The following is a 17,613-nucleotide window of genomic DNA, read 5'->3' as shown; positions in this document are numbered from 1 at the left end:
GAAGGCCTCTTATCGGGGCAAACAGCGGCTCTTTACGGCAAGAACCGGTGGCCTGCTGCCGCCGGGGCGCGAGAGAAGGATCGTGGACCTGCACGGCGTGGACATCTCGGCGGGCGGCGAGCGGGTCCGCCGCGCCGGGGAGCGCGGATGGATCTGATCCGGGTGCTGGTGGCCGAGGACATGCGCATCCTGCGGGAGGCGCTGGTCGGGCTGCTGGAGTTGGAAGACGGCATCGAGGTCGTCGCCGAGCTCGGTTCCGGCGACGACATCGTCAGGGCCGCGCTGGAGCACCGGCCTCAGGTGGCGATCATCGACATCGAGCTTCCCGGGCTGGACGGGCTGTCGGCGGCGGCCCAGCTGCGCGACCTGCTGCCCGGCTGCCGGGTGCTGGTGCTGACCGGGGTGGGGCGGCCGGGCAACCTGCGCAGGGCCGTAAACGCGGGCGTGGCCGGGTTCATGCTCAAGGACTCCCGGCCGCAGGACCTCATCGCGGCGGTGCGGACGATCGCGGCGGGCGGCCGGGTCATCGATCCGCACCTGGCGTACGCGGCGCTGGACGTCGCGGAGAGCCCGTTGACCGACCGCGAGCTGGACGTGCTCAGGCTGACCGCGTCGGGATCGGAACCGCGCGATATCGCCCGCCAGCTCAGCCTCTCCTACGGCACGGTGCGCAACTACCTGGCCTCAGCGGTCACCAAGCTGAACGCGCGCAACCGGGTGGACGCCATCCGCATCGCCACCGAGGCCGGCTGGCTCTGAGCACGGGACCTCGGCGGCCAGCGTGAACCAGTCCGCCTCCCGCCGTACGGCCAGGTGACCGCCCGCCTCCTCCAGCCGCCGGGTGAGGTTGGTAAGGCCGTTGCCCTCCCGCTCCGGTGAGCCGGTCGCGCCGTCGTTGGCGATGGTGAGGCGTACGGCTCCGCAGCCGGTCGTGACGCTGATCGTGCATCCGCGGGCCCGCGCGTGCCGTACCACGTTGGTGACCGCCTCGCGGAGGACGACGGCCAGCAGCGTGTCGATCTCCGACGGGAGCCGTACGGGGAGGGGGTCCAGCGTGACCTCGACCCCCGCGGCCGCGAGCATCGAGCGGGCCGTCGCCGCCTCCTCCGGCAGGGAGAGTGGTGTGGGGTCGCCGGTGATGGAGCGCACGTCCACCAGCGCCTGCCGGGCCACCTCCCGCAGGTCGGCCAGCTCGTCCGGCGTCCGGCCGGGGTCGGCGATGAGCAGCTCGCCCTTGACGACGAGCGCGGAGAGCCGGAAACCGAGCAGGTCGTGCAGGTCGCGGGCGACGCGCAGGCGCTCCTGGAGCGCGGCCATCCGGGCCAGCTCGCGGTGGGCGTCCTCAAGCTGGAAGGCGGCGACGGGGAGCCTGCTCAGCGCGTACGCCATGGCGGCGAAGCCGATCATGACCATGGTGTATTCGATGACCGACAGGACCCCCGAGGCATTGGGCACCCAGAAGGCCGTCCCGCAGATGATCGGCGCCGCGGCGATCACCCAGGCGAGGCGCGAGCGGACCAGGAACAGGGCGGTTCCGGCGGTCAACCCGGTGTAGGAACCGGCGTTCGGCCCGATGACGGCCATGGCCGCGAACAGGAGGAGGATCTGCGCGCTCAACGTCCATCGCCAGGCGCGCGGCCGTGCCCCTCGTCTCGGCAGGCCGTTGTACAACTGCAGGGCGCTGACCACGGGCAGTGCCACCGCGGCGACCACGATCTGGGTCGTGGTCACCGGATCGCTCCAGATCATGTTGATGACGGTGGTGCCCATGGTGTCCACCTCAAGGACCACCAGCGTCAGCCAGGCCAGCCAGGGCGCGCCCGCCAGCGGTCCCCATATCGGTCGCGGCGGTGCCGGGGCGGGCGTGACGGGCAGCGCGACCTCCACCCACCCGGTGCCTGTCGTGAGGTCGCCGCCCAGCTCGGCGATCTCGCCCGTGAATTCGCCGAGGCCGGGGGCCTGCCCCTGGGCGCGGGTCGCGCGGAGCCGTACGAAGCCGGGTTCAAGGTCGACGTCGACCCGGGGGTGGTGGGGCGGATCGGTGCTCAGCCAGGTGAGCACCGTCTTGCGCACCACCCTGGCCAGCAGGTCGTCGACCGGCGTGGGCAGCCGGTGCCGACGGGTGGTGATCTCGGCGTCCACCCCGGCCGCGGTGAGCACCGAGCGAGCGGCTTCCAGTTCGGCGGCCAGGGTCCGGTCCCGGTGGTCGTCGGCGACCGCCCGCACGTCGGTCAGGGCCTGCCGGGCGGTCCGCACCACCTCGGCGAGGTCGGCGTGGTCGAAGCGGTGGATCAGGGCCGAGAGCTTGTCGTGGAGTGTGTCGCACAGGTCACGGGCGACACGCAGCCGTTCTCGAGCGGCCTCCAACCGCGCGATCTCGGCTCGGGCGGAGTCCGTCTGCCGGATGAGGGCATAAAGCCAGCAGACGGCGTAAAAACCTACGCCGGGGCCCAGGGTCGCCAGCACGGACCAGGGCACGATGGAACCGATTTCGGGAAAGAACCACGCCCTGATCGTGAACTCGCCGACGAGGACCAGGAGCACCAGGGACCAGGCCGTCCTCGGTCTGCAGGTGAGCAGGATCGAGGCGGCCAGCGTGGCCATGACCGGCGTCCACGGTGACTGGACGAGGTAGAAGGAGTAGGCCAGGACGGCCTGGGCGAGGAGCAGCCGGTGGGCGGTGGGCCGCGAAACGCGCCTGAACGCGATCGGGATGAACAGCGCTTGCAGGGCGATGAGGATGAGCAGGCCCGGGACCAGGGCCACCCGGTCACTGACGATCGCCGCCTGGATCAGCTGATCGATCTTGATGGGCAGCTGGACGGCCAGGCAGATCAGGATGAGCAACCAGGCGAGCCTGAGCTGGGGTGTCGCAGGGCCTCCCGCGCCGGCTCTCCAGGCCGGTTCCGCGACCACGCGCGTGCCGTGTTCGTCGGTGCCCTCGCTTCGCTCGGTCACATGGCTTCCTTCCGCAATGTCCCGCAGATGTGCATTTTGCATGATTCACCGGGGTGACGTGCAGATGGGCCGATGCGCCAGGCACTATTCGCGTCTTCTTGATTCCGCGAAGCTTTCAGACATGACAGACATGAAGCCTTTCAAGATTGAAGTCTCCCAAGAAGACCTGTACGACCTGCAGGCTCGCCTGTCCAGGACGTTGTTCACCGACGAGATCCCCGGCTCGGACGGCGCCTACGGGGTCGGCGTCGAGCGAGTCAAGCGGCTGGTCGACTACTGGCGCACCGGCTTCGACTGGCGGGCCGTCGAGGCCAAGATCAATGCCTACCCGCAGTTCACCACCGAGATCGACGGGCAGAACATCCACTTCCTGCACGTCCGCTCCCCGAAGGAGAACGCACTCCCGCTGATCCTCACCCACGGCTGGCCGGGGTCGATCGCCGAATACCTGAACGTGATCGAGCACCTGCTGCCGGAGTTCCACCTGGTCATCCCCTCGATCCCCGGGTTCGGCTTCTCCGGGCCGACCACGGACCGAGGCTGGGGCACCGAGCGCACGGCCAAGGCCTGGGTGGAGCTGATGAGCCGCCTCGGGTACGACCGCTACGGCGCCGTCGGCAACGACGGCGGCTCGCTGATCTCTCCCGAGGTCGGACGGCTCGACCCCGAGCACTGCGTGGGCGTCCACGTCACGCAGATCTTCTCCTTCCCCTCCGGTGACCCGGCCGAGATGGAGGGCCTGACCGAGGAGGAGGGCGCCGCGCTGGGCATCCTGAAGTGGTTCTGGGAGGAGAAGGGGGCGTTCAACATGCTCCACTCCCAGCAGCCGCAGACCCTGGCGCACGCGCTGGCCGACTCGCCCGTCGGGCTGCTGGCCTGGAACGGCCAGCTGTTCGACGAGACGGTCGACGACGACTTCGTGCTCACCAACGTCGCGATCTACTGGTTCACCAGGACCGCGGGCTCGTCGATCCGGTTCTACTACGAGAACGCGAAGGCGGGGCACGGCGCGGCGGAGCCGACCACCGTCCCGCTGGCGCTCGGCGCCGCCTCGTCCGGTGACTTCGCGTCCATCCGGCGGTTCGCCGAGCGTGACCACCGCAACATCGTGTCGTGGAACACGCTGGACGGGACGGGGCACTACCTGGCGCACAGTGCCCCGAAGGTGGTGGCCGAGGACGTGAGGCAGTTCTTCGGCAAGATCGCCTGATCAAGGTCCCGGTTTCGTGGTGGCGGATGCAGCCTGCCACCACGAAACCGGGAGCGGGACTCCGCGGGGCTTTCGGCGAGCATGCCCCGGCGCGAGGTCACCCACGGTCGCGGGGCAGGCGCACGGCGATGGACAGGCCGCCCTCGGGGCGGGCCAGGGCGGTGACGGCGCCGTCGTGCGCGTCGACGATCGCGCGCACGATCGACAGGCCCAGACCGGCACCGCGGGCCGAGCGCACGCGCTCCCCCTGCCGCCTGAACGGCTCGAACAGGTCGTCCACCTCGTACGGCGCGACCTGCGGTCCGGTGTTGTTCACCGTGAGCAGCACGCCGTCGTCCTCCTCGCGGACCGTGACCCGGACGTCGCCGTCGCGCACGTTGTACTTGACCGCGTTCTCGACCAGGTTGAACACGCACCGTTCCAGGAAGAGCGGGTCGCCCTGGCAGACGGCGCGGCGCAGGTCCTGGTGGATCGTGACCTGCCGCTTCGCGGGCTGGGTGCCGAGCTGCTCCACGACCGTGCGGACCACCTGCCCGAGGTCGACCGGCTTGCGCACGGTGAGCTCCTGCTCCGACTGCGCGAGCAGCAGCAGCCCCTCGATGAGCCGCTCGTAGCGGGCGTTGGTGCCGAGCAGCGCGCGAGCCAGCGCCTTCAGATCCTCCGAGGCGGCAGGCTCCTCCAGTGACACCTCCAGGATCGTGCGGTTGATCGCCAGCGGGGTGCGCAGCTCGTGCGAGGCATTGGAGATGAACCTGCGCTGCCCGTCGAACCCCTTGTGCAGCCGGTCCAGCATCGCGTCGAACGTGTCGGCCAGCCGCTTGATCTCGTCGTGCGGTCCCTGAAGCGCGATCCGCTCGTGCAGGTTGCTCTCGGAGAGCCGCTCGGCCGTCTCGGTCACCCGGTCCAGGGGCCGGAGTGCGCGGTCGGCGACCAGATATCCGAGGAGCACCGCGACGAGCCCGATCAGGACCATGATGATCAGCGACGAGCGCAGCATCTCGTCGAGCACCTGGGATGTGCGTTCTCCGACCTCCGAGGTGAGGCCGTACAGGAGGTCCTTGGGCGGGACCTGGCCGGGCGCAATCTGGCCGGGCAGGATCTGGCCGGGCAGGCCCAAGGTGAACTTCCCGACGAGCCGTATCTCCAGCGCCCTGGCAGTGATCAGATAGGTGGACCAGAGCAGCGCGGAACCCGCGGCGAAGAACAGCACGCCGTACAGCAGGGTGAGCCGCATGCGCAGCCCGAGCCTCTTCACAGCCGGTATCCCCGGCCCGGCAGGTTCTCGATCACCGGAGGAGCGCCGAGCTTCTTGCGCAGCGAGGTGATCGTGACCCGCAACACGCTCGTCCCGGTGTCCGCGTACTCGTCCCAGACGGCCCTGAGCAGCTCGGCCGAGGTGAGCAGGGTCCCACCGGCCTTCATCAGCGCGTGCAGAAGGTCGAACTCCTTGCGGTTGAGTGTGATCGCGCGCCCGTCCCGGTGCACGGAACGGCGTGCGGGGTCGAGCGTGATGCCGGCCCGTTCGAGTACGGGCCGCGCGGCCCGGGGAGAGCGGCGGGCCAGGGTCCGCACCCGGGCCACCAGCTCGGCGAACGCGAACGGCTTGACCAGGTAGTCGTCCGCGCCCAGCGACAACCCGCCGACCCGGTCACGCACCTGCCCGGCCGCGGTCAGCATGAGGATGCGGCTCGCCGCGCCGTTGCTCCTCAGCTCGCGGCAGACGTCGTCGCCGTGCACCTCGGGCAGGTCGCGGTCGAGCACCACCACGTCGTAGTCGACGTACGCGGTCATCTCCAGCGCGTTCCTGCCGTCGTGGGCCGTGTCCGCGGCGATCGCGTGCAGCCGCAGGCCGCGCGCGATGGCGTCGGCCATGAGTTCCTCGTCCTCGACGATGAGCACCCGCATCCCCTGAGAATGCCGTGTTGCGTGTTAATCCCGGGTAAGGCGGCTTATCCGGGTTTAGCGCCGGACCCGGTGAAGTTCCCCGTATGAACGACAACCTCACCAGAGCGCTGCCGGCCGTCCTGCTGCTGGCGCTGTCGCTGACCGCCTGCGGCGGCACGGACAGGACCACCACCGCCTCCTCCTCTTCCTCCTCGGCCTCCGCCTCCGCCTCGAAGGACCCGCAGGAGGCGCGGCTGAAATTCGCGCAGTGCATGCGCGAGAACGGCGTCCAGATGGACGACCCGGACGCCAACGGCGGCATACGCATCAAGGGGGACAAGGGTCAGCAGGCCAACATGGAGAAGGCGATGAAGGCCTGCCAGCCTCTTATGGAGGGCGCGATCGGCAAGCCCGACCCGCAGACCGACCAGAAGATGCGCGACCAGATGCTCAAGTTCGCCCAGTGCATGCGGCAGCACGGCATCGACATGCCCGACCCGGAGCCGGGCGGCATGGTCAAGGTCCAGGTTCCCGAGGGCGTGAACAAGCAGCAGGTGGAGAAGGCGCACGAGGCATGCAAGGAGTTCGCGCCCGGGGGACTGCGATGAAGAAGCTGCTCGCCGCCGCCGTGCTGGCGGCGGCCGGGGCGTGGGCGGCCATCACCTTCCTCGGTGAGGCGGACACCGGTACGGCGGCGCCGAGCGCGCCCGCCGTACCGGCGACCGCGCCGGTCACCCGGCAGGATCTGGTGGACACCAAGACGGTCGAGGGCAGGCTCACCTATTCCGGCGAACGGCAGGTCGCGGTCGAGGCCGGCGGCACGGTGACCTGGGCGCCCGCGGACGGATCGGTGATCCGCCGCGGCCGCCCCCTGCTGAAGGTGGACAGAAAGCCCGTCGTGCTGATGTACGGCTCGCTGCCGCTCTACCGGTCGCTGCACCGGGGCGTCTCGGACGGCCCCGACGTCGAGCAGCTGGAACGCAACCTCAAGGCGCTCGGCTACGGCGACGACCTGACCGTGGACGACGATTTCACCTACGCCACCCATCTGGCCGTGCTGGAGTGGCAGGAGGACCTCGGCCTGCCGGAGACCGGCCGGGTGGAAGCCTCGCAGGTGGTGTTCCTGCCGGGGGCGGTCCGGGTGACCGACGCGAAGCTGTCGGCCGGTGACAAGGCCCAGCCCGGACGGCCCGCGCTCACGGTCAGCGGCCTGCGACGGCTGGTCCATGTCGACCTCGACACCGCCGACCAGGAACTGGCCAGGAAGGGCACCAAGGTGACCGTGGAGCTGCCCGGAGGCGAGCGGGTCGGCGGGAAGATCACCTCGGTGGGCACGGTGGCCGAGCCCAAGGGCGATGAGGGCACCACCACGATCGACGTCGACATCACGCTGAGGAAGCCGCCGAAGTCCAGGCTGGATCAGGCCCCCGTCGAGGTGGAGCTGGTCAGCGAGCGGCGTGCGAACGTGCTGACCGTACCTGTGGAGGCGCTGCTCGCGCTCCGCGAGGGCGGCTTCGGCGTGGAGGTGGTCGAGGGTTCGGCCACCCGCGTGGTACCGGTGAAGACCGGCGCGTTCGGCGGCGGTCAGGTGGAGATCACCGGGAACGTGTCCGAGGGCATGAAGGTCGGGGTGCCCGCATCATGATCATCGCGGAGCTGTGCGGCGTGACCAAGGTCTACGGCGGCGGGGTTCAGGCGCTGCGCGGCGTGGATCTGACGGTCGAGCGGGGTGACCTGGTGGGCATCGTGGGCCCGTCGGGCTCGGGGAAGTCCACCATGCTCCAGATGCTCGGCACGCTGGACCGGCCGACGTCGGGAACCGTGCGCATCGCGGGCCACGACGTCGCCGGACTGTCGGACCGCGAGCTGTCGGCGCTGCGCGCGCGGTATCTGGGGTTCGTCTTCCAGCAGTTCCACCTGGCCCCCGGTGTGAGCGCGCTGGACAACGTGGCCGACGGCCTGCTCTACACCGGCACCCCGCTGCGTGAGCGGCGCGAGCGGGCCGAGGTCGCGCTGCGGCGGGTCGGCCTCGGCCACCGGCTCGGCCACCGGCCGAACCAGCTGTCCGGCGGTGAGCAGCAACGCGTGGCCGTCGCCAGGGCCGTGGCGGGCGATCCGCCGTTGCTGCTGGCCGACGAGCCGACGGGCAACCTGGACTCCGTCGCGGGAGCCGACGTTCTGAAGATCCTGGCCGACCTGCACGCCGCCGGCACCACGATCGCGATCATCACGCACGACGTGGAGATCGCCGAGTGGTGTCCCCGGCAGGTCAGGGTCCGTGACGGCCGGATCGTCGCCGAGACCGCGAAGGAGGTGCGCGTATGACCCGCCCGACACCGGACCGGCTGAGGCCGGCCAGGCTGGGTCCGGCCGACGTGCTGCGGGTCGGCGCGGCCGGGCTCAGGTCCAGGCCCGCCCGGGTGTTCCTGTCCGCGATCGGCATCGCGATCGGCATCGCCACCATGATCGCGGTGATCGGCATCTCCTCGTCCTCGCGCGAGCAGCTGCTGCGCCAGCTCGACAAGCTGGGCACCAACCTGCTCACGGTCTCGGCCGGGCAGACCATGTTCGGTGAGCCCGCCGAGCTGCCCACCGGCGCGCTCGCCATGGTCAAGCGGGTAGGCGCGGTCACCACGGCGTCCGCCACCGGAACCGTGAAGACGAGCGTCCGGCGCACGCCGCACATCGACAAGGCGGTCACCGGGGGCATCGCCGTACAGGCGGCCACCACCGAGCTGCTCACCACGCTGGAGGGCGAGATCCGGCACGGCACGTGGCTGAACGCGGCCACGGAACGCGAGCCCGTCGTGGTGCTCGGTGCGAAGGCGGCGGAACGGCTCGGCATCACCAGGGTCGGCGTGCGGGTGTGGATGGGCGAGCGGTGGTTCACCGTGATCGGCGTCCTGGGCCCGATGCCGCTGGCCCCGGAGATCGAGCGCGCCGCCCTCGTCGGTTTTCCCGCCGCGGAGGAGCATCTCGGCTTCGACGGGCACCCGACCACGATCTACGAGCGGTCGTCGGAGGACGCGGTGGAGGCCGTGCGCGAGGTCCTGCCTCGCACGACCAACCCGGAGAACCCCGAGGAGGTCAACGTCAGCAGGCCGTCGGACGCGCTGGCCGCCCGGGCCGCCGCCGCCGGCGCGTTCACCAATCTGCTGCTGGGGCTGGGCGCCGTCGCGCTGCTGGTCGGCGGGGTCGGCGTGGCCAACACCATGGTCATCTCGGTGCTTGAGCGCCGGAAGGAGATCGGACTGCGCCGCTCGCTCGGCGCCACCCGGGGGCAGGTGCGCATCCAGTTCCTGGCGGAGTCGCTGCTGCTGTCCGCTCTCGGCGGGGTGGCGGGAGCGGTGCTGGGCGCGCTGGCCACCACCGGCTACGCGCTGTCGCGGGACTGGCCGCCTGTCGTGCCACCGTGGGTGATCGCCGCGTCGGTCGGCGCCACCCTCGTCATCGGCACGATCGCCGGAATCTATCCGGCCATGCGCGCCGCCCGCCTGTCCCCGACGGCTGCCCTGGCCACCCAGTGAGGGGGACCTCGCGCGCGGTGGCGCGGGTCCGCGAAAGGTGGGAACGCATGCTCGGCCGATCACCTGCAAATGGGTAGGAATAGGGCATTGACCTCGGCAAACAGGACGGGAGGTGCGGCAGCGATGCCCCACTACCTGGACAGGGATCGCATCGCGATCCTGGCCGCCCTGGTGGCCCCACCGGCCATCGCGGCGGCGCTTCTGCCGTTTCGCACCGGCCTGCCGAACACGAGCGTCGCCCTTGTCATGGTCGTGATCGTGGTCGCGATCGCCGCCAACGGGAACCGCGTCGCCGGAGCGCTCGCGGCGATCTCGGCCGCGGTGTGGTTCGACTTCTTCTTCACCCAGCCCTACCACCGCTTCGCCGTCACCAAGCCCGCGGACGTCCAGACCGTGATTCTTCTGCTCGTCGTGGGTCTGGCGGTCTCGCAACTGGCCGCCCGTGCCCGGCGGCTACAGGTGATCGCCGTCACCGACGCCGGTTACCTGGCGCAGATTCACGACACGGCCGAGCTGGCCCAGTCCACGAAATCGTCCGGCGCGGTGGTCGATCACGTCACGGCCCAGCTCGTCGACCTGCTGAACCTGCGCGGGTGCCGCTTCGAGTACGGCACCCTGATCGGCCATCCGCCCCGCCTCGAACAGGACGGCACCGTGGTGTGGGGGCGCAAACGCTGGGACGTCGACCGGCTGGGCCTGCCGGACGAGGAGGTCGAACTGCGTGCGTTCGGCAACGGCCGCTTCCACGGCCGGTTCATGCTCGATCCCACGCCGGGGAGCATCCCGCCCCTGCAGGCACGCCTGGTCGCGGTGACTCTCGCCGACCAGGCGGGTGCCGCGCTCGACACCGCCGGTGGCGGCTGAGGCGGTCCCTGGCATGGTCGCTTTCTTGACGTTTTTTTAACGCCATGATCGCGTTGGTCACCCCTTTGACCTCAGTAGTGTGCTTTTCGTCTTTACGAGTGGTTGATGTGGGGGTGGCCGGAAATGGCCAGTGTCGATCAGTCTGTCGTGCCCAAGGAAAGGGCACTTCAGACGTGGCTCCTCCAGGGCTTGCAGACCGACCGCAAGGAGATCGAGCACGGCCCCCACAAGAAGCACTCGTGGTGGCAGGTCATGTGCCTCACCGGTGTGGACTACTTTTCGACGCTCGGCTACCAGCCCGGCATCGCGGCGCTCGCCGCAGGTGCGCTGTCACCGGTGGCCACCCTGCTGCTCGTCGTTCTCACCCTGTTCGGGGCACTGCCGGTCTACCGGCGGGTGGCCGAGGAGAGCCCGAACGGCCAGGGCTCCATCGCCATGCTGGAGAAGCTCGCCCGGCAGTGGTGGGGCAAGCTATTCGTGCTGGCGTTGCTGGGCTTCGCCGCCACCGACTTCGTCATCACGATGACGCTGTCGGCGGCCGACGCGACGGCCCACATCCTGGAGAACCCCTTCGTCCCCGACGCCCTGCACGGCCAGCGGGTGCTGGTCACGCTGGTCCTGCTGGCCATGCTCGGCGGGGTGTTCCTGATGGGCTTCAGCGAGGCGATCGGCATCGCCGTACTCCTCGTGGGCGTCTACCTCGTGCTCAACGGGGTCGTGGTGGTCGTCTCGCTCATCCACGTGCTGGAGACCCCTGACCTCGTCGTGAACTGGCAGAACGGCCTGACCACGACCTACACCAGCCCGCTCCTGATGGTCGGGCTGTCGCTGCTGGTCATGCCGAAGCTGGCGCTGGGCCTGTCCGGGTTCGAGACCGGCGTGGCGGTGATGCCGGTGGTCAAGGGAGACCTCCAGAAACGCATCAAGGGCACGAAGCGGCTGCTGACCTCGGCGGCCATCGTCATGAGCGTCTTCCTGATCTTCAGCAGCTTCGCCACCACCGTGCTGATCCCGCATGAGGAGTTCGAGGAGGGCGGCAAGGCCAGCGGCCGGGCCCTGGCATACCTGGCCCACGGTTTCCTCGGCGACTGGTTCGGCACGCTCTACGACATCAGCACGATCGCGATCCTCTGGTTCGCCGGGGCGTCGGCCATGGCGGGCCTGATCAACCTGGTGCCGCGCTACCTGCCGAGGTACGGCATGGCTCCGGACTGGACGCGAGCGGTCCGGCCTCTGGTACTGGTCTTCAGCGTGATCGGGTTCGCCATCACGATCATCTTCGACGCCGATGTGGATGCGCAGGGCGGCGCCTACGCCACCGGCGTGCTGGTGCTGATCCTGTCGGCCGCGGTCGCGGTGACGCTGTCGGCACGGCGACGGGGCCAGCGTGCGGCCACGGTCGCGTTCGGGGTGATCTCGGCGGTGTTCGCCTACACCCTGGTGGACAACGTGATCGAGCGCCCCGACGGTGTGAAGATCGCCTCGTTCTTCATCGTGACGACCATCGCGACCTCGCTGATCTCCCGGGCGACGCGCTCCACCGAACTGCGGGTCACCGAGGTTCACCTCGACCCGCTGGCCGAGCGGTTCGTCAACGAGGCGTGCGGCGAGATCCATCTGATCGCCAACGAGCCGAACGCGCGTGACCAGGCCGAGTACCACGAGAAGCGGCGCGAGCAGTGGCTGAACCACCGGCTCCGGAGCCAGGAGCCGATCATGTTCGTCGAGGTCACGGTCGTGGACGCCTCGGAGTTCGAGACCGAGCTGCGTGTCCAGGGCGAGGAGCGTTACGGTCACAGGATCCTGAAGTTCGAGAGCCCCACCGTGCCCAACGCCCTGGCCGGGCTCCTGCTCTACCTGCGGGACCGGACCGGCGAGGTGCCGCACATCTACTTCCACTGGACGGAGGGCAATCCGGTCGCCGCCATGCTCCGCTACCTGCTGTTCGGCGGTGGAGACGTGCCTCCCCTCACCAGGGAGGTGCTGCGCAAGGCCGAGCCGGACCTCGAACGGCGCCCCCACGTCCACGTCGGGTGAGCACGGGCCGTATGGAGCGGGCTCGGGCCTCTGAGGATTCCGTCGTGTTCGACGAAGACCGTCCAGGATCGGCCACTCGACGGTAAAGCACTGGCTCTGACGGCCGGGGTGACGCTGGAGACGGCGACGGATCCCTCGATCCTTGTGGGGACCCGGCACGGGCGCGTCGTAGGGAACGCGTCAATACTCGGCTTCGGGACGTATGAAAGCCGTCAAGAACGACAAAATTCACCAAATCTCCCGCTTTGCTTGCCTTGAGGCCGTCTGGCCGTGAAAGCAATGTCCGGACATGAGGAGTGGGGATGGCTGACGTCATCTTCGTCGTCCTGACGATCGCGATCTTCGTGATCTTCGGGTTTGTCGTTAAGGCGGTGGAGCGCCTGTGAGCGCGATCAACGCCACTGGTCTGGTGGTGGCCGTCGGCCTGGTGATCTTCATGGTCGCGGCCCTGCTTTTCCCGGAGCGCTTCTAGATGAGTACAACCGCAGCCGGGATCGTGTTCATCGTTTCCCTGATCATCGCGCTGGCCCTGGTGCACAAGCCCTTCGGGGACTACATGTACCGGGCCTACACGAGCACCAAGCACACCGTGGTGGAGCGCTTCATCTACCGCCTGCTGGGTGTCCGAGCCGACGCCGAGCAGAGGTGGGGCGTCTACGCGCGCAGCCTGCTGGCCTTCTCGGTCATCTCGATCCTGTTCGTGTACGGCATGCAGCGCCTGCAGGACAAGCTGTGGCTGTCGCTCGGCTTCGACCCGGTGCCCGACCACATCGCGTGGAACACCGCGATCAGCTTCGTCACCAACACCAACTGGCAGGCCTACTCCGGCGAGTCCACCATGGGCCACCTGGTCCAGATGGCGGCGCTGGCCGTACAGAACTTCGTGTCCGCCTCGGTCGGCATGGCCGTGGCGATCGCGCTGGTGCGCGGGTTCGCCCGCAGGAACTCCGACACCATCGGCAACTTCTGGGTGGACCTGGTGCGCGGCATCGTCCGCATCCTGCTGCCGATCGCGTTCGTCGGCGCGCTGGTGCTGGTGGCCGGCGGCCTGGTGCAGAACTTCGTGGGCCCGCACGAGGTCACCACGCTCACCGGCGGCACGCAGAACATGACCGGCGGCCCGGTGGCCAGCCAGGAGGTCATCAAGGAGCTGGGCACCAACGGCGGCGGCTTCTACAACACCAACTCGGCTCACCCGTTCGAGAACACCACGACGTGGACGAACTGGTTCGAGATCTTCCTGATCCTGGTCATCCCGTTCTCCCTGACCCGCACCTTCGGCAAGATGGTCGGCCAGGTCCGCCAGGGATACGCGATCCTCGCCGTGATGGCCACGATCGCCATCGTCAGCATCACGCTCACCAACGTCTTCGAGCTCCAGGGCGCCGCCACCGTTCCGCAGGCGGTCGGCGCGGCCATGGAGGGCAAGGATGTGCGCTTCGGCGTGGCCAACTCCGCGACCTTCGCCGCGTCCACGACCCTCACGAGCACCGGCGCCGTGGACTCCTTCCACGACTCCTACACGCCGTTCGGCGGCATGATGGCGCTGTTCAACATGATGCTGGGCGAGGTCGCCCCCGGCGGTGTCGGCGCGGGCCTGTACGGCATGCTCATCCTGGCCGTGATCACCGTGTTCGTCGCCGGGCTCATGGTCGGCCGGACGCCGGAGTATCTCGGCAAGAAGATCGGCGCCCGTGAGATCAAGCTGGCCTCGATGTACTTCCTGGTCACCCCGATCCTGGTGCTGGTCGGCACGGCCGTCGCGATGGGCAACCAGGCGGGCCTGGCAGCCATGCTGAACACCGGGCCGCACGGCTTCTCCGAGATCCTCTACGCCTTCACCAGCGCCTCGAACAACAACGGTTCGGCCTTCGGCGGCGTCACCGTCAACACCCCGTGGTACGACGTGGCACTCGGCCTGTGCATGGTGCTCGGCCGGTTCCTGCCCATCATCTTCGTGCTCGGCCTGGCGGGCTCGCTGGCCAAGCAGACGCCCGTGCCCGAGTCCACGGGCACGCTGCCGACCCACCGGCCGCTGTTCGTCGGCATGGTCGTCGGCGTGACGATCATCCTCGTCGCCCTGACCTTCCTCCCGGCGCTGGCGCTGGGGTCGCTCGCAGAAGGACTCTCGTAATGACGACCCAATCGGTCGAAGCGCCGGAGACCGCTCCGGAGCCCAAGAAGAACGGCAGGGTCGGCGGCGGTCTGCTCGACCCGAAGCAGCTCGTCAGGTCGCTGCCCGACGCGATGGTCAAGCTGAACCCGGCCACGCTGTGGCGTAACCCGGTCATGCTGATCGTGGAGATCGGCGCGGTGTTCACCACCGTCCTCGCGGTCCTCGACCCGTCGTTCTTCGCCTGGGCCATCGTGGTGTGGCTCTGGCTGACGGTGATCTTCGCCAACCTGGCCGAGGCCGTGGCCGAGGGCCGGGGCAAGGCGCAGGCCGCGACGCTGCGCGCCGCCAAGCGCGACACCACCGCCCGCCGCCTCAGGAGCCGGGACGACCACTCCCGGTGGGACGTCGTCGGCGCCCCCGAGCTGAAGCAGGGCGACTTCGTGATCGTCGAGGCCGGGGAGACCATCCCGGGCGACGGCGACGTCGTCGAGGGCATCGCGAGCGTCGACGAATCGGCGATCACGGGCGAGTCCGCGCCGGTGATCCGCGAGTCGGGCGGTGACCGGTCCGCCGTGACCGGCGGCACCAAGGTGCTCTCCGACAAGATCATCGTGCAGATCACCCAGAAGCCCGGAGAGAGCTTCATCGACCGGATGATCGCTCTCGTTGAGGGCGCGAACCGGCAGAAGACGCCCAACGAGATCGCCCTGAACATCCTGCTGGCCGCGCTGACCATCATCTTCCTGGTCGCGACCATCACCATGCAGCCGCTGGCGATCTACTCCAAGTCGGTGAACCCGGGCGTGCCCGACTCGCTCGCGCTGACCGCTGACGGCGTCACCGGCGTCGTGCTGGTCTCGCTGCTCGTCTGCCTGATCCCGACCACGATCGGCGCGCTGCTGTCCGCGATCGGCATCGCAGGCATGGACCGCCTGGTCCAGCGCAACGTGCTGGCCATGTCGGGTCGCGCCGTCGAGGCCGCGGGCGACGTCAGCACCCTGCTGCTCGACAAGACCGGCACGATCACCCTGGGAAACCGGCAGGCGTCGGAATTCATGCCGGTGGCCGGGGTGCCGGAGATGGAGCTGGCCAAGGCGGCGCAGCTGTCCAGCCTGGCCGACGAGACCCCCGAGGGCCGCTCGATCGTGGTCTACGCCAAGAAGACGTACGGCCTGCGGGAGCGGGAGCCCGGCGAGCTGGACCACGCCGAGTGGGTGCAGTTCACCGCGCAGACCCGCATGTCGGGGGTGAACCTGGACGGCCGTGAGGTCCGCAAGGGCGCCGCGACCGCGGTCATGAAGTGGGTGCGCGACCACGGCGGGCACCCGACCGACGAGGTGGGCCACCTGGTGGACGGGATCTCCGGCTCCGGCGGCACCCCGCTGGTGGTGGCGGAGAAGGGCCGCGTGCTCGGCGTCATCCACCTCAAGGACGTCGTCAAGGAGGGCATGCGCGAGCGCTTCGACGAGATGCGCCGCATGGGCATCCGCACCGTCATGATCACCGGTGACAACCCGCTGACCGCCAGGGCGATCGCCGACGAGGCCGGGGTGGACGACTTCCTGGCCGAGGCCACCCCCGAGGACAAGCTCGCCCTGATCAAGAAGGAGCAGGAGGGCGGCCGGCTGGTCGCCATGACCGGTGACGGCACCAACGACGCCCCCGCGCTCGCGCAGTCGGACGTCGGGGTGGCCATGAACACCGGCACCTCGGCCGCCAAAGAGGCCGGCAACATGGTCGACCTGGACTCCAACCCGACCAAGCTCATCGAGATCGTCGAGATCGGCAAGCAGTTGCTGATCACGCGTGGCGCGCTGACCACGTTCTCGATCGCCAACGACATCGCCAAGTACTTCGCGATCATCCCCGCGATGTTCGCCGCGGTGTACCCGGGCCTGGACGCGCTGAACATCATGCGTCTGGCCAGCCCGCAGTCGGCGATCCTGTCGGCGGTCATCTTCAACGCGATCATCATCGTGGCGCTGATCCCGCTCGCGCTCAGGGGCGTGCGCTACCGGCCGTCGAGCGCATCGAAGCTGCTCAGCCGCAACCTCTACGTCTACGGCCTGGGCGGCATCGTCGCCCCCTTCGTCGGCATCAAGATCATCGACCTACTGATTCAGTTCCTTCCGGGGATGTCGTAAATGGACCGTCTGCCAAGCTGGATCCGCCAGCATCTCGCCGCCGTCCGCGCGGTCATCGTGCTGACCCTGATTACCGGTGCGATCTACCCGCTCGCGGTGACCGGTGTCGCCCAGGCCTTGTTCAACGACAAGGCCGACGGCTCTCTGGTCGAGAGCGGAGGCAAGACCGTGGGCAGTGCCATCATCGGCCAGAACTTCACCGACAAGGACGGGAACCCGGTCAAGAAGTACTTCCAGAGCCGTCCCTCGGCGGCCGGTGACGGCTATGACATGCTGTCCACCGCCGCGAGCAACCTCGGCCCCGAGGACGTCCTGGACGTCCTGCCGGTGCCCGGCGCCAAGGACGAGGAGGGCAACCCCGACGAGGGCAAGCAGTCGCTGCTCACCCAGGTCTGCGCCCGCTCCAAGGCGATCGGGGAGCTGGAGGGCGTCTCCGGCGCCCGGCCGTACTGCACCTCGGACGGTGTGGGCGCGGTGCTGAAGGTCTTCCCGGCCGTCGGCACGCCGACCAAGGCGGTCAGCGTCAACCAGGCCTGCCCCGCCCAGCCCTTCGTCGCGACCTTCGAGGGCGTCAAGGTCGAGTGCGGCAAGCCCGGGGAGGATTACGCGGCCGGCCGTACCGTCCCCGTCCGCGGTGACGCCAAGGCCGTGGTGCCCGCCGACGCGGTCACCGCCAGCGGCTCCGGCCTCGACCCGCACATCTCGGTCGCCTACGCCGAGCTCCAGGCCCCTCGCGTAGCCAAGGAGCGCGGCGTCGACGTGGCGAAGATAAAAGCCCTGATCCAGGAGAATACGACTGGCCGGGCGCTCGGCTTCATGGGCGAGCCGGCGGTCAACGTGCTCAAGCTCAATCTGGCCCTGGACAAGGAGTAG

Annotated in this window: 15 protein-coding genes; 12 read left to right on the top strand and 3 right to left on the bottom strand. The window is 69.2% G+C overall.

Annotated elements, in window-relative coordinates; translation table 11 throughout:
* Positions 1 to 153 precede the first annotated feature (153 nt).
* Positions 154 to 759, top strand: coding sequence for a DNA-binding response regulator (locus ACFY2X_RS24665; RefSeq protein WP_389941826.1), 606 nt, complete (start codon positions 154 to 156; stop codon positions 757 to 759).
* Here ACFY2X_RS24665 and ACFY2X_RS24660 read toward each other — a convergent pair.
* Positions 685 to 2,958: a histidine kinase gene (locus tag ACFY2X_RS24660; RefSeq protein ID WP_389941484.1), complete on the bottom strand. Its 2,274-nt coding sequence runs from the start codon at positions 2,956 to 2,958 to the stop codon at positions 685 to 687. The genes ACFY2X_RS24665 and ACFY2X_RS24660 overlap by 75 nt on opposite strands.
* 121 nt (positions 2,959 to 3,079) lie before the next feature.
* Here ACFY2X_RS24660 and ACFY2X_RS24655 point away from each other — a divergent pair, with 121 nt between their 5' ends.
* A complete protein-coding gene (locus ACFY2X_RS24655; protein WP_389941481.1) occupies positions 3,080 to 4,168 on the top strand; it encodes an epoxide hydrolase family protein in 1,089 nt (362 codons plus the stop codon).
* Positions 4,169 to 4,265: 97 nt separating this feature from the next.
* Here the strand turns inward: ACFY2X_RS24655 and ACFY2X_RS24650 are convergent, their stop codons facing one another.
* Positions 4,266 to 5,423: a sensor histidine kinase gene (locus tag ACFY2X_RS24650; protein WP_389941478.1), complete on the bottom strand. Its 1,158-nt coding sequence runs from the start codon at positions 5,421 to 5,423 to the stop codon at positions 4,266 to 4,268.
* Entirely contained in the window at positions 5,420 to 6,073 is a 654-nt protein-coding gene (locus ACFY2X_RS24645; protein WP_389941475.1) for a response regulator transcription factor, read from the bottom strand. Before ACFY2X_RS24645 ends, ACFY2X_RS24650 begins: the two co-directional genes overlap by 4 nt.
* 83 nt (positions 6,074 to 6,156) lie before the next feature.
* Between ACFY2X_RS24645 and ACFY2X_RS24640 the strand changes: the two genes are divergently transcribed.
* From ACFY2X_RS24640 to ACFY2X_RS24595, 10 genes are all read left to right on the top strand, one after another.
* Positions 6,157 to 6,660 carry a hypothetical protein gene (locus tag ACFY2X_RS24640; RefSeq protein WP_389941472.1) on the top strand — a complete coding sequence of 168 codons (504 nt, stop codon included), beginning with the start codon at positions 6,157 to 6,159 and terminating at the stop codon, positions 6,658 to 6,660.
* Positions 6,657 to 7,697 carry a peptidoglycan-binding protein gene (locus ACFY2X_RS24635; RefSeq protein WP_389941469.1) on the top strand — a complete coding sequence of 347 codons (1,041 nt, stop codon included), beginning with the start codon at positions 6,657 to 6,659 and terminating at the stop codon, positions 7,695 to 7,697. Before ACFY2X_RS24640 ends, ACFY2X_RS24635 begins: the two co-directional genes overlap by 4 nt.
* On the top strand, positions 7,694 to 8,377 hold the full coding sequence (locus tag ACFY2X_RS24630; RefSeq protein ID WP_389941466.1) for an ABC transporter ATP-binding protein: 684 nt from the start codon (positions 7,694 to 7,696) through the stop codon (positions 8,375 to 8,377). The genes ACFY2X_RS24635 and ACFY2X_RS24630 overlap by 4 nt, the downstream gene beginning before the upstream one ends.
* Positions 8,374 to 9,579, top strand: coding sequence for an ABC transporter permease (locus tag ACFY2X_RS24625; RefSeq protein WP_389941463.1), 1,206 nt, complete (start codon positions 8,374 to 8,376; stop codon positions 9,577 to 9,579). The genes ACFY2X_RS24630 and ACFY2X_RS24625 overlap by 4 nt, the downstream gene beginning before the upstream one ends.
* A gap of 123 nt (positions 9,580 to 9,702) precedes the next feature.
* Complete coding sequence (locus ACFY2X_RS24620) at positions 9,703 to 10,443, top strand: DUF4118 domain-containing protein (RefSeq protein ID WP_389941460.1); 741 nt, start codon at positions 9,703 to 9,705, stop codon at positions 10,441 to 10,443.
* 123 nt (positions 10,444 to 10,566) lie between these two features.
* Positions 10,567 to 12,480, top strand: a complete 1,914-nt coding sequence (locus tag ACFY2X_RS24615; protein WP_389941457.1) for an amino acid transporter — start codon at positions 10,567 to 10,569, stop codon at positions 12,478 to 12,480.
* Between the two features lie 382 nt (positions 12,481 to 12,862).
* Complete coding sequence (kdpF, locus tag ACFY2X_RS24610) at positions 12,863 to 12,952, top strand: K(+)-transporting ATPase subunit F (RefSeq protein WP_184972245.1); 90 nt, start codon at positions 12,863 to 12,865, stop codon at positions 12,950 to 12,952.
* Positions 12,953 to 14,614, top strand: coding sequence for a potassium-transporting ATPase subunit KdpA (kdpA, locus tag ACFY2X_RS24605; RefSeq protein ID WP_389941453.1), 1,662 nt, complete (start codon positions 12,953 to 12,955; stop codon positions 14,612 to 14,614).
* Positions 14,614 to 16,740, top strand: coding sequence for a potassium-transporting ATPase subunit KdpB (kdpB, locus tag ACFY2X_RS24600; RefSeq protein WP_389941450.1), 2,127 nt, complete (start codon positions 14,614 to 14,616; stop codon positions 16,738 to 16,740). The genes kdpA and kdpB overlap by 1 nt, the downstream gene beginning before the upstream one ends.
* On the top strand, positions 16,741 to 17,613 hold the full coding sequence (locus ACFY2X_RS24595) for a potassium-transporting ATPase subunit C (RefSeq protein ID WP_389941447.1): 873 nt from the start codon (positions 16,741 to 16,743) through the stop codon (positions 17,611 to 17,613).

The organism is Streptosporangium sp. NPDC000396 (assembly GCF_042898655.1).
Classification (GTDB): domain Bacteria; phylum Actinomycetota; class Actinomycetes; order Streptosporangiales; family Streptosporangiaceae; genus Streptosporangium.
Note: the sequence above shows the minus strand (reverse complement) of the source record. Positions and strands in the feature narration are given on the sequence as shown.

Bases quoted from the DNA above. Each gene is read 5' to 3' on its own strand.
- ACFY2X_RS24655 (WP_389941481.1), top strand. From the start codon at position 3,080: ATGACAGACATGAAGCCTTTCAAGATTGAAGTCTCCCAAGAAGACCTG.
- kdpB (WP_389941450.1), top strand. From the start codon at position 14,614: ATGACGACCCAATCGGTCGAAGCGCCGGAGACCGCTCCGGAGCCCAAG.
- ACFY2X_RS24630 (WP_389941466.1), top strand. From the start codon at position 7,694: ATGATCATCGCGGAGCTGTGCGGCGTGACCAAGGTCTACGGCGGCGGG.
- ACFY2X_RS24645 (WP_389941475.1), bottom strand. From the start codon at position 6,073: ATGCGGGTGCTCATCGTCGAGGACGAGGAACTCATGGCCGACGCCATC.
- ACFY2X_RS24615 (WP_389941457.1), top strand. From the start codon at position 10,567: ATGGCCAGTGTCGATCAGTCTGTCGTGCCCAAGGAAAGGGCACTTCAG.
- ACFY2X_RS24620 (WP_389941460.1), top strand. From the start codon at position 9,703: ATGCCCCACTACCTGGACAGGGATCGCATCGCGATCCTGGCCGCCCTG.
- ACFY2X_RS24635 (WP_389941469.1), top strand. From the start codon at position 6,657: ATGAAGAAGCTGCTCGCCGCCGCCGTGCTGGCGGCGGCCGGGGCGTGG.
- ACFY2X_RS24595 (WP_389941447.1), top strand. From the start codon at position 16,741: ATGGACCGTCTGCCAAGCTGGATCCGCCAGCATCTCGCCGCCGTCCGC.
- ACFY2X_RS24640 (WP_389941472.1), top strand. From the start codon at position 6,157: ATGAACGACAACCTCACCAGAGCGCTGCCGGCCGTCCTGCTGCTGGCG.
- kdpA (WP_389941453.1), top strand. From the start codon at position 12,953: ATGAGTACAACCGCAGCCGGGATCGTGTTCATCGTTTCCCTGATCATC.
- ACFY2X_RS24625 (WP_389941463.1), top strand. From the start codon at position 8,374: ATGACCCGCCCGACACCGGACCGGCTGAGGCCGGCCAGGCTGGGTCCG.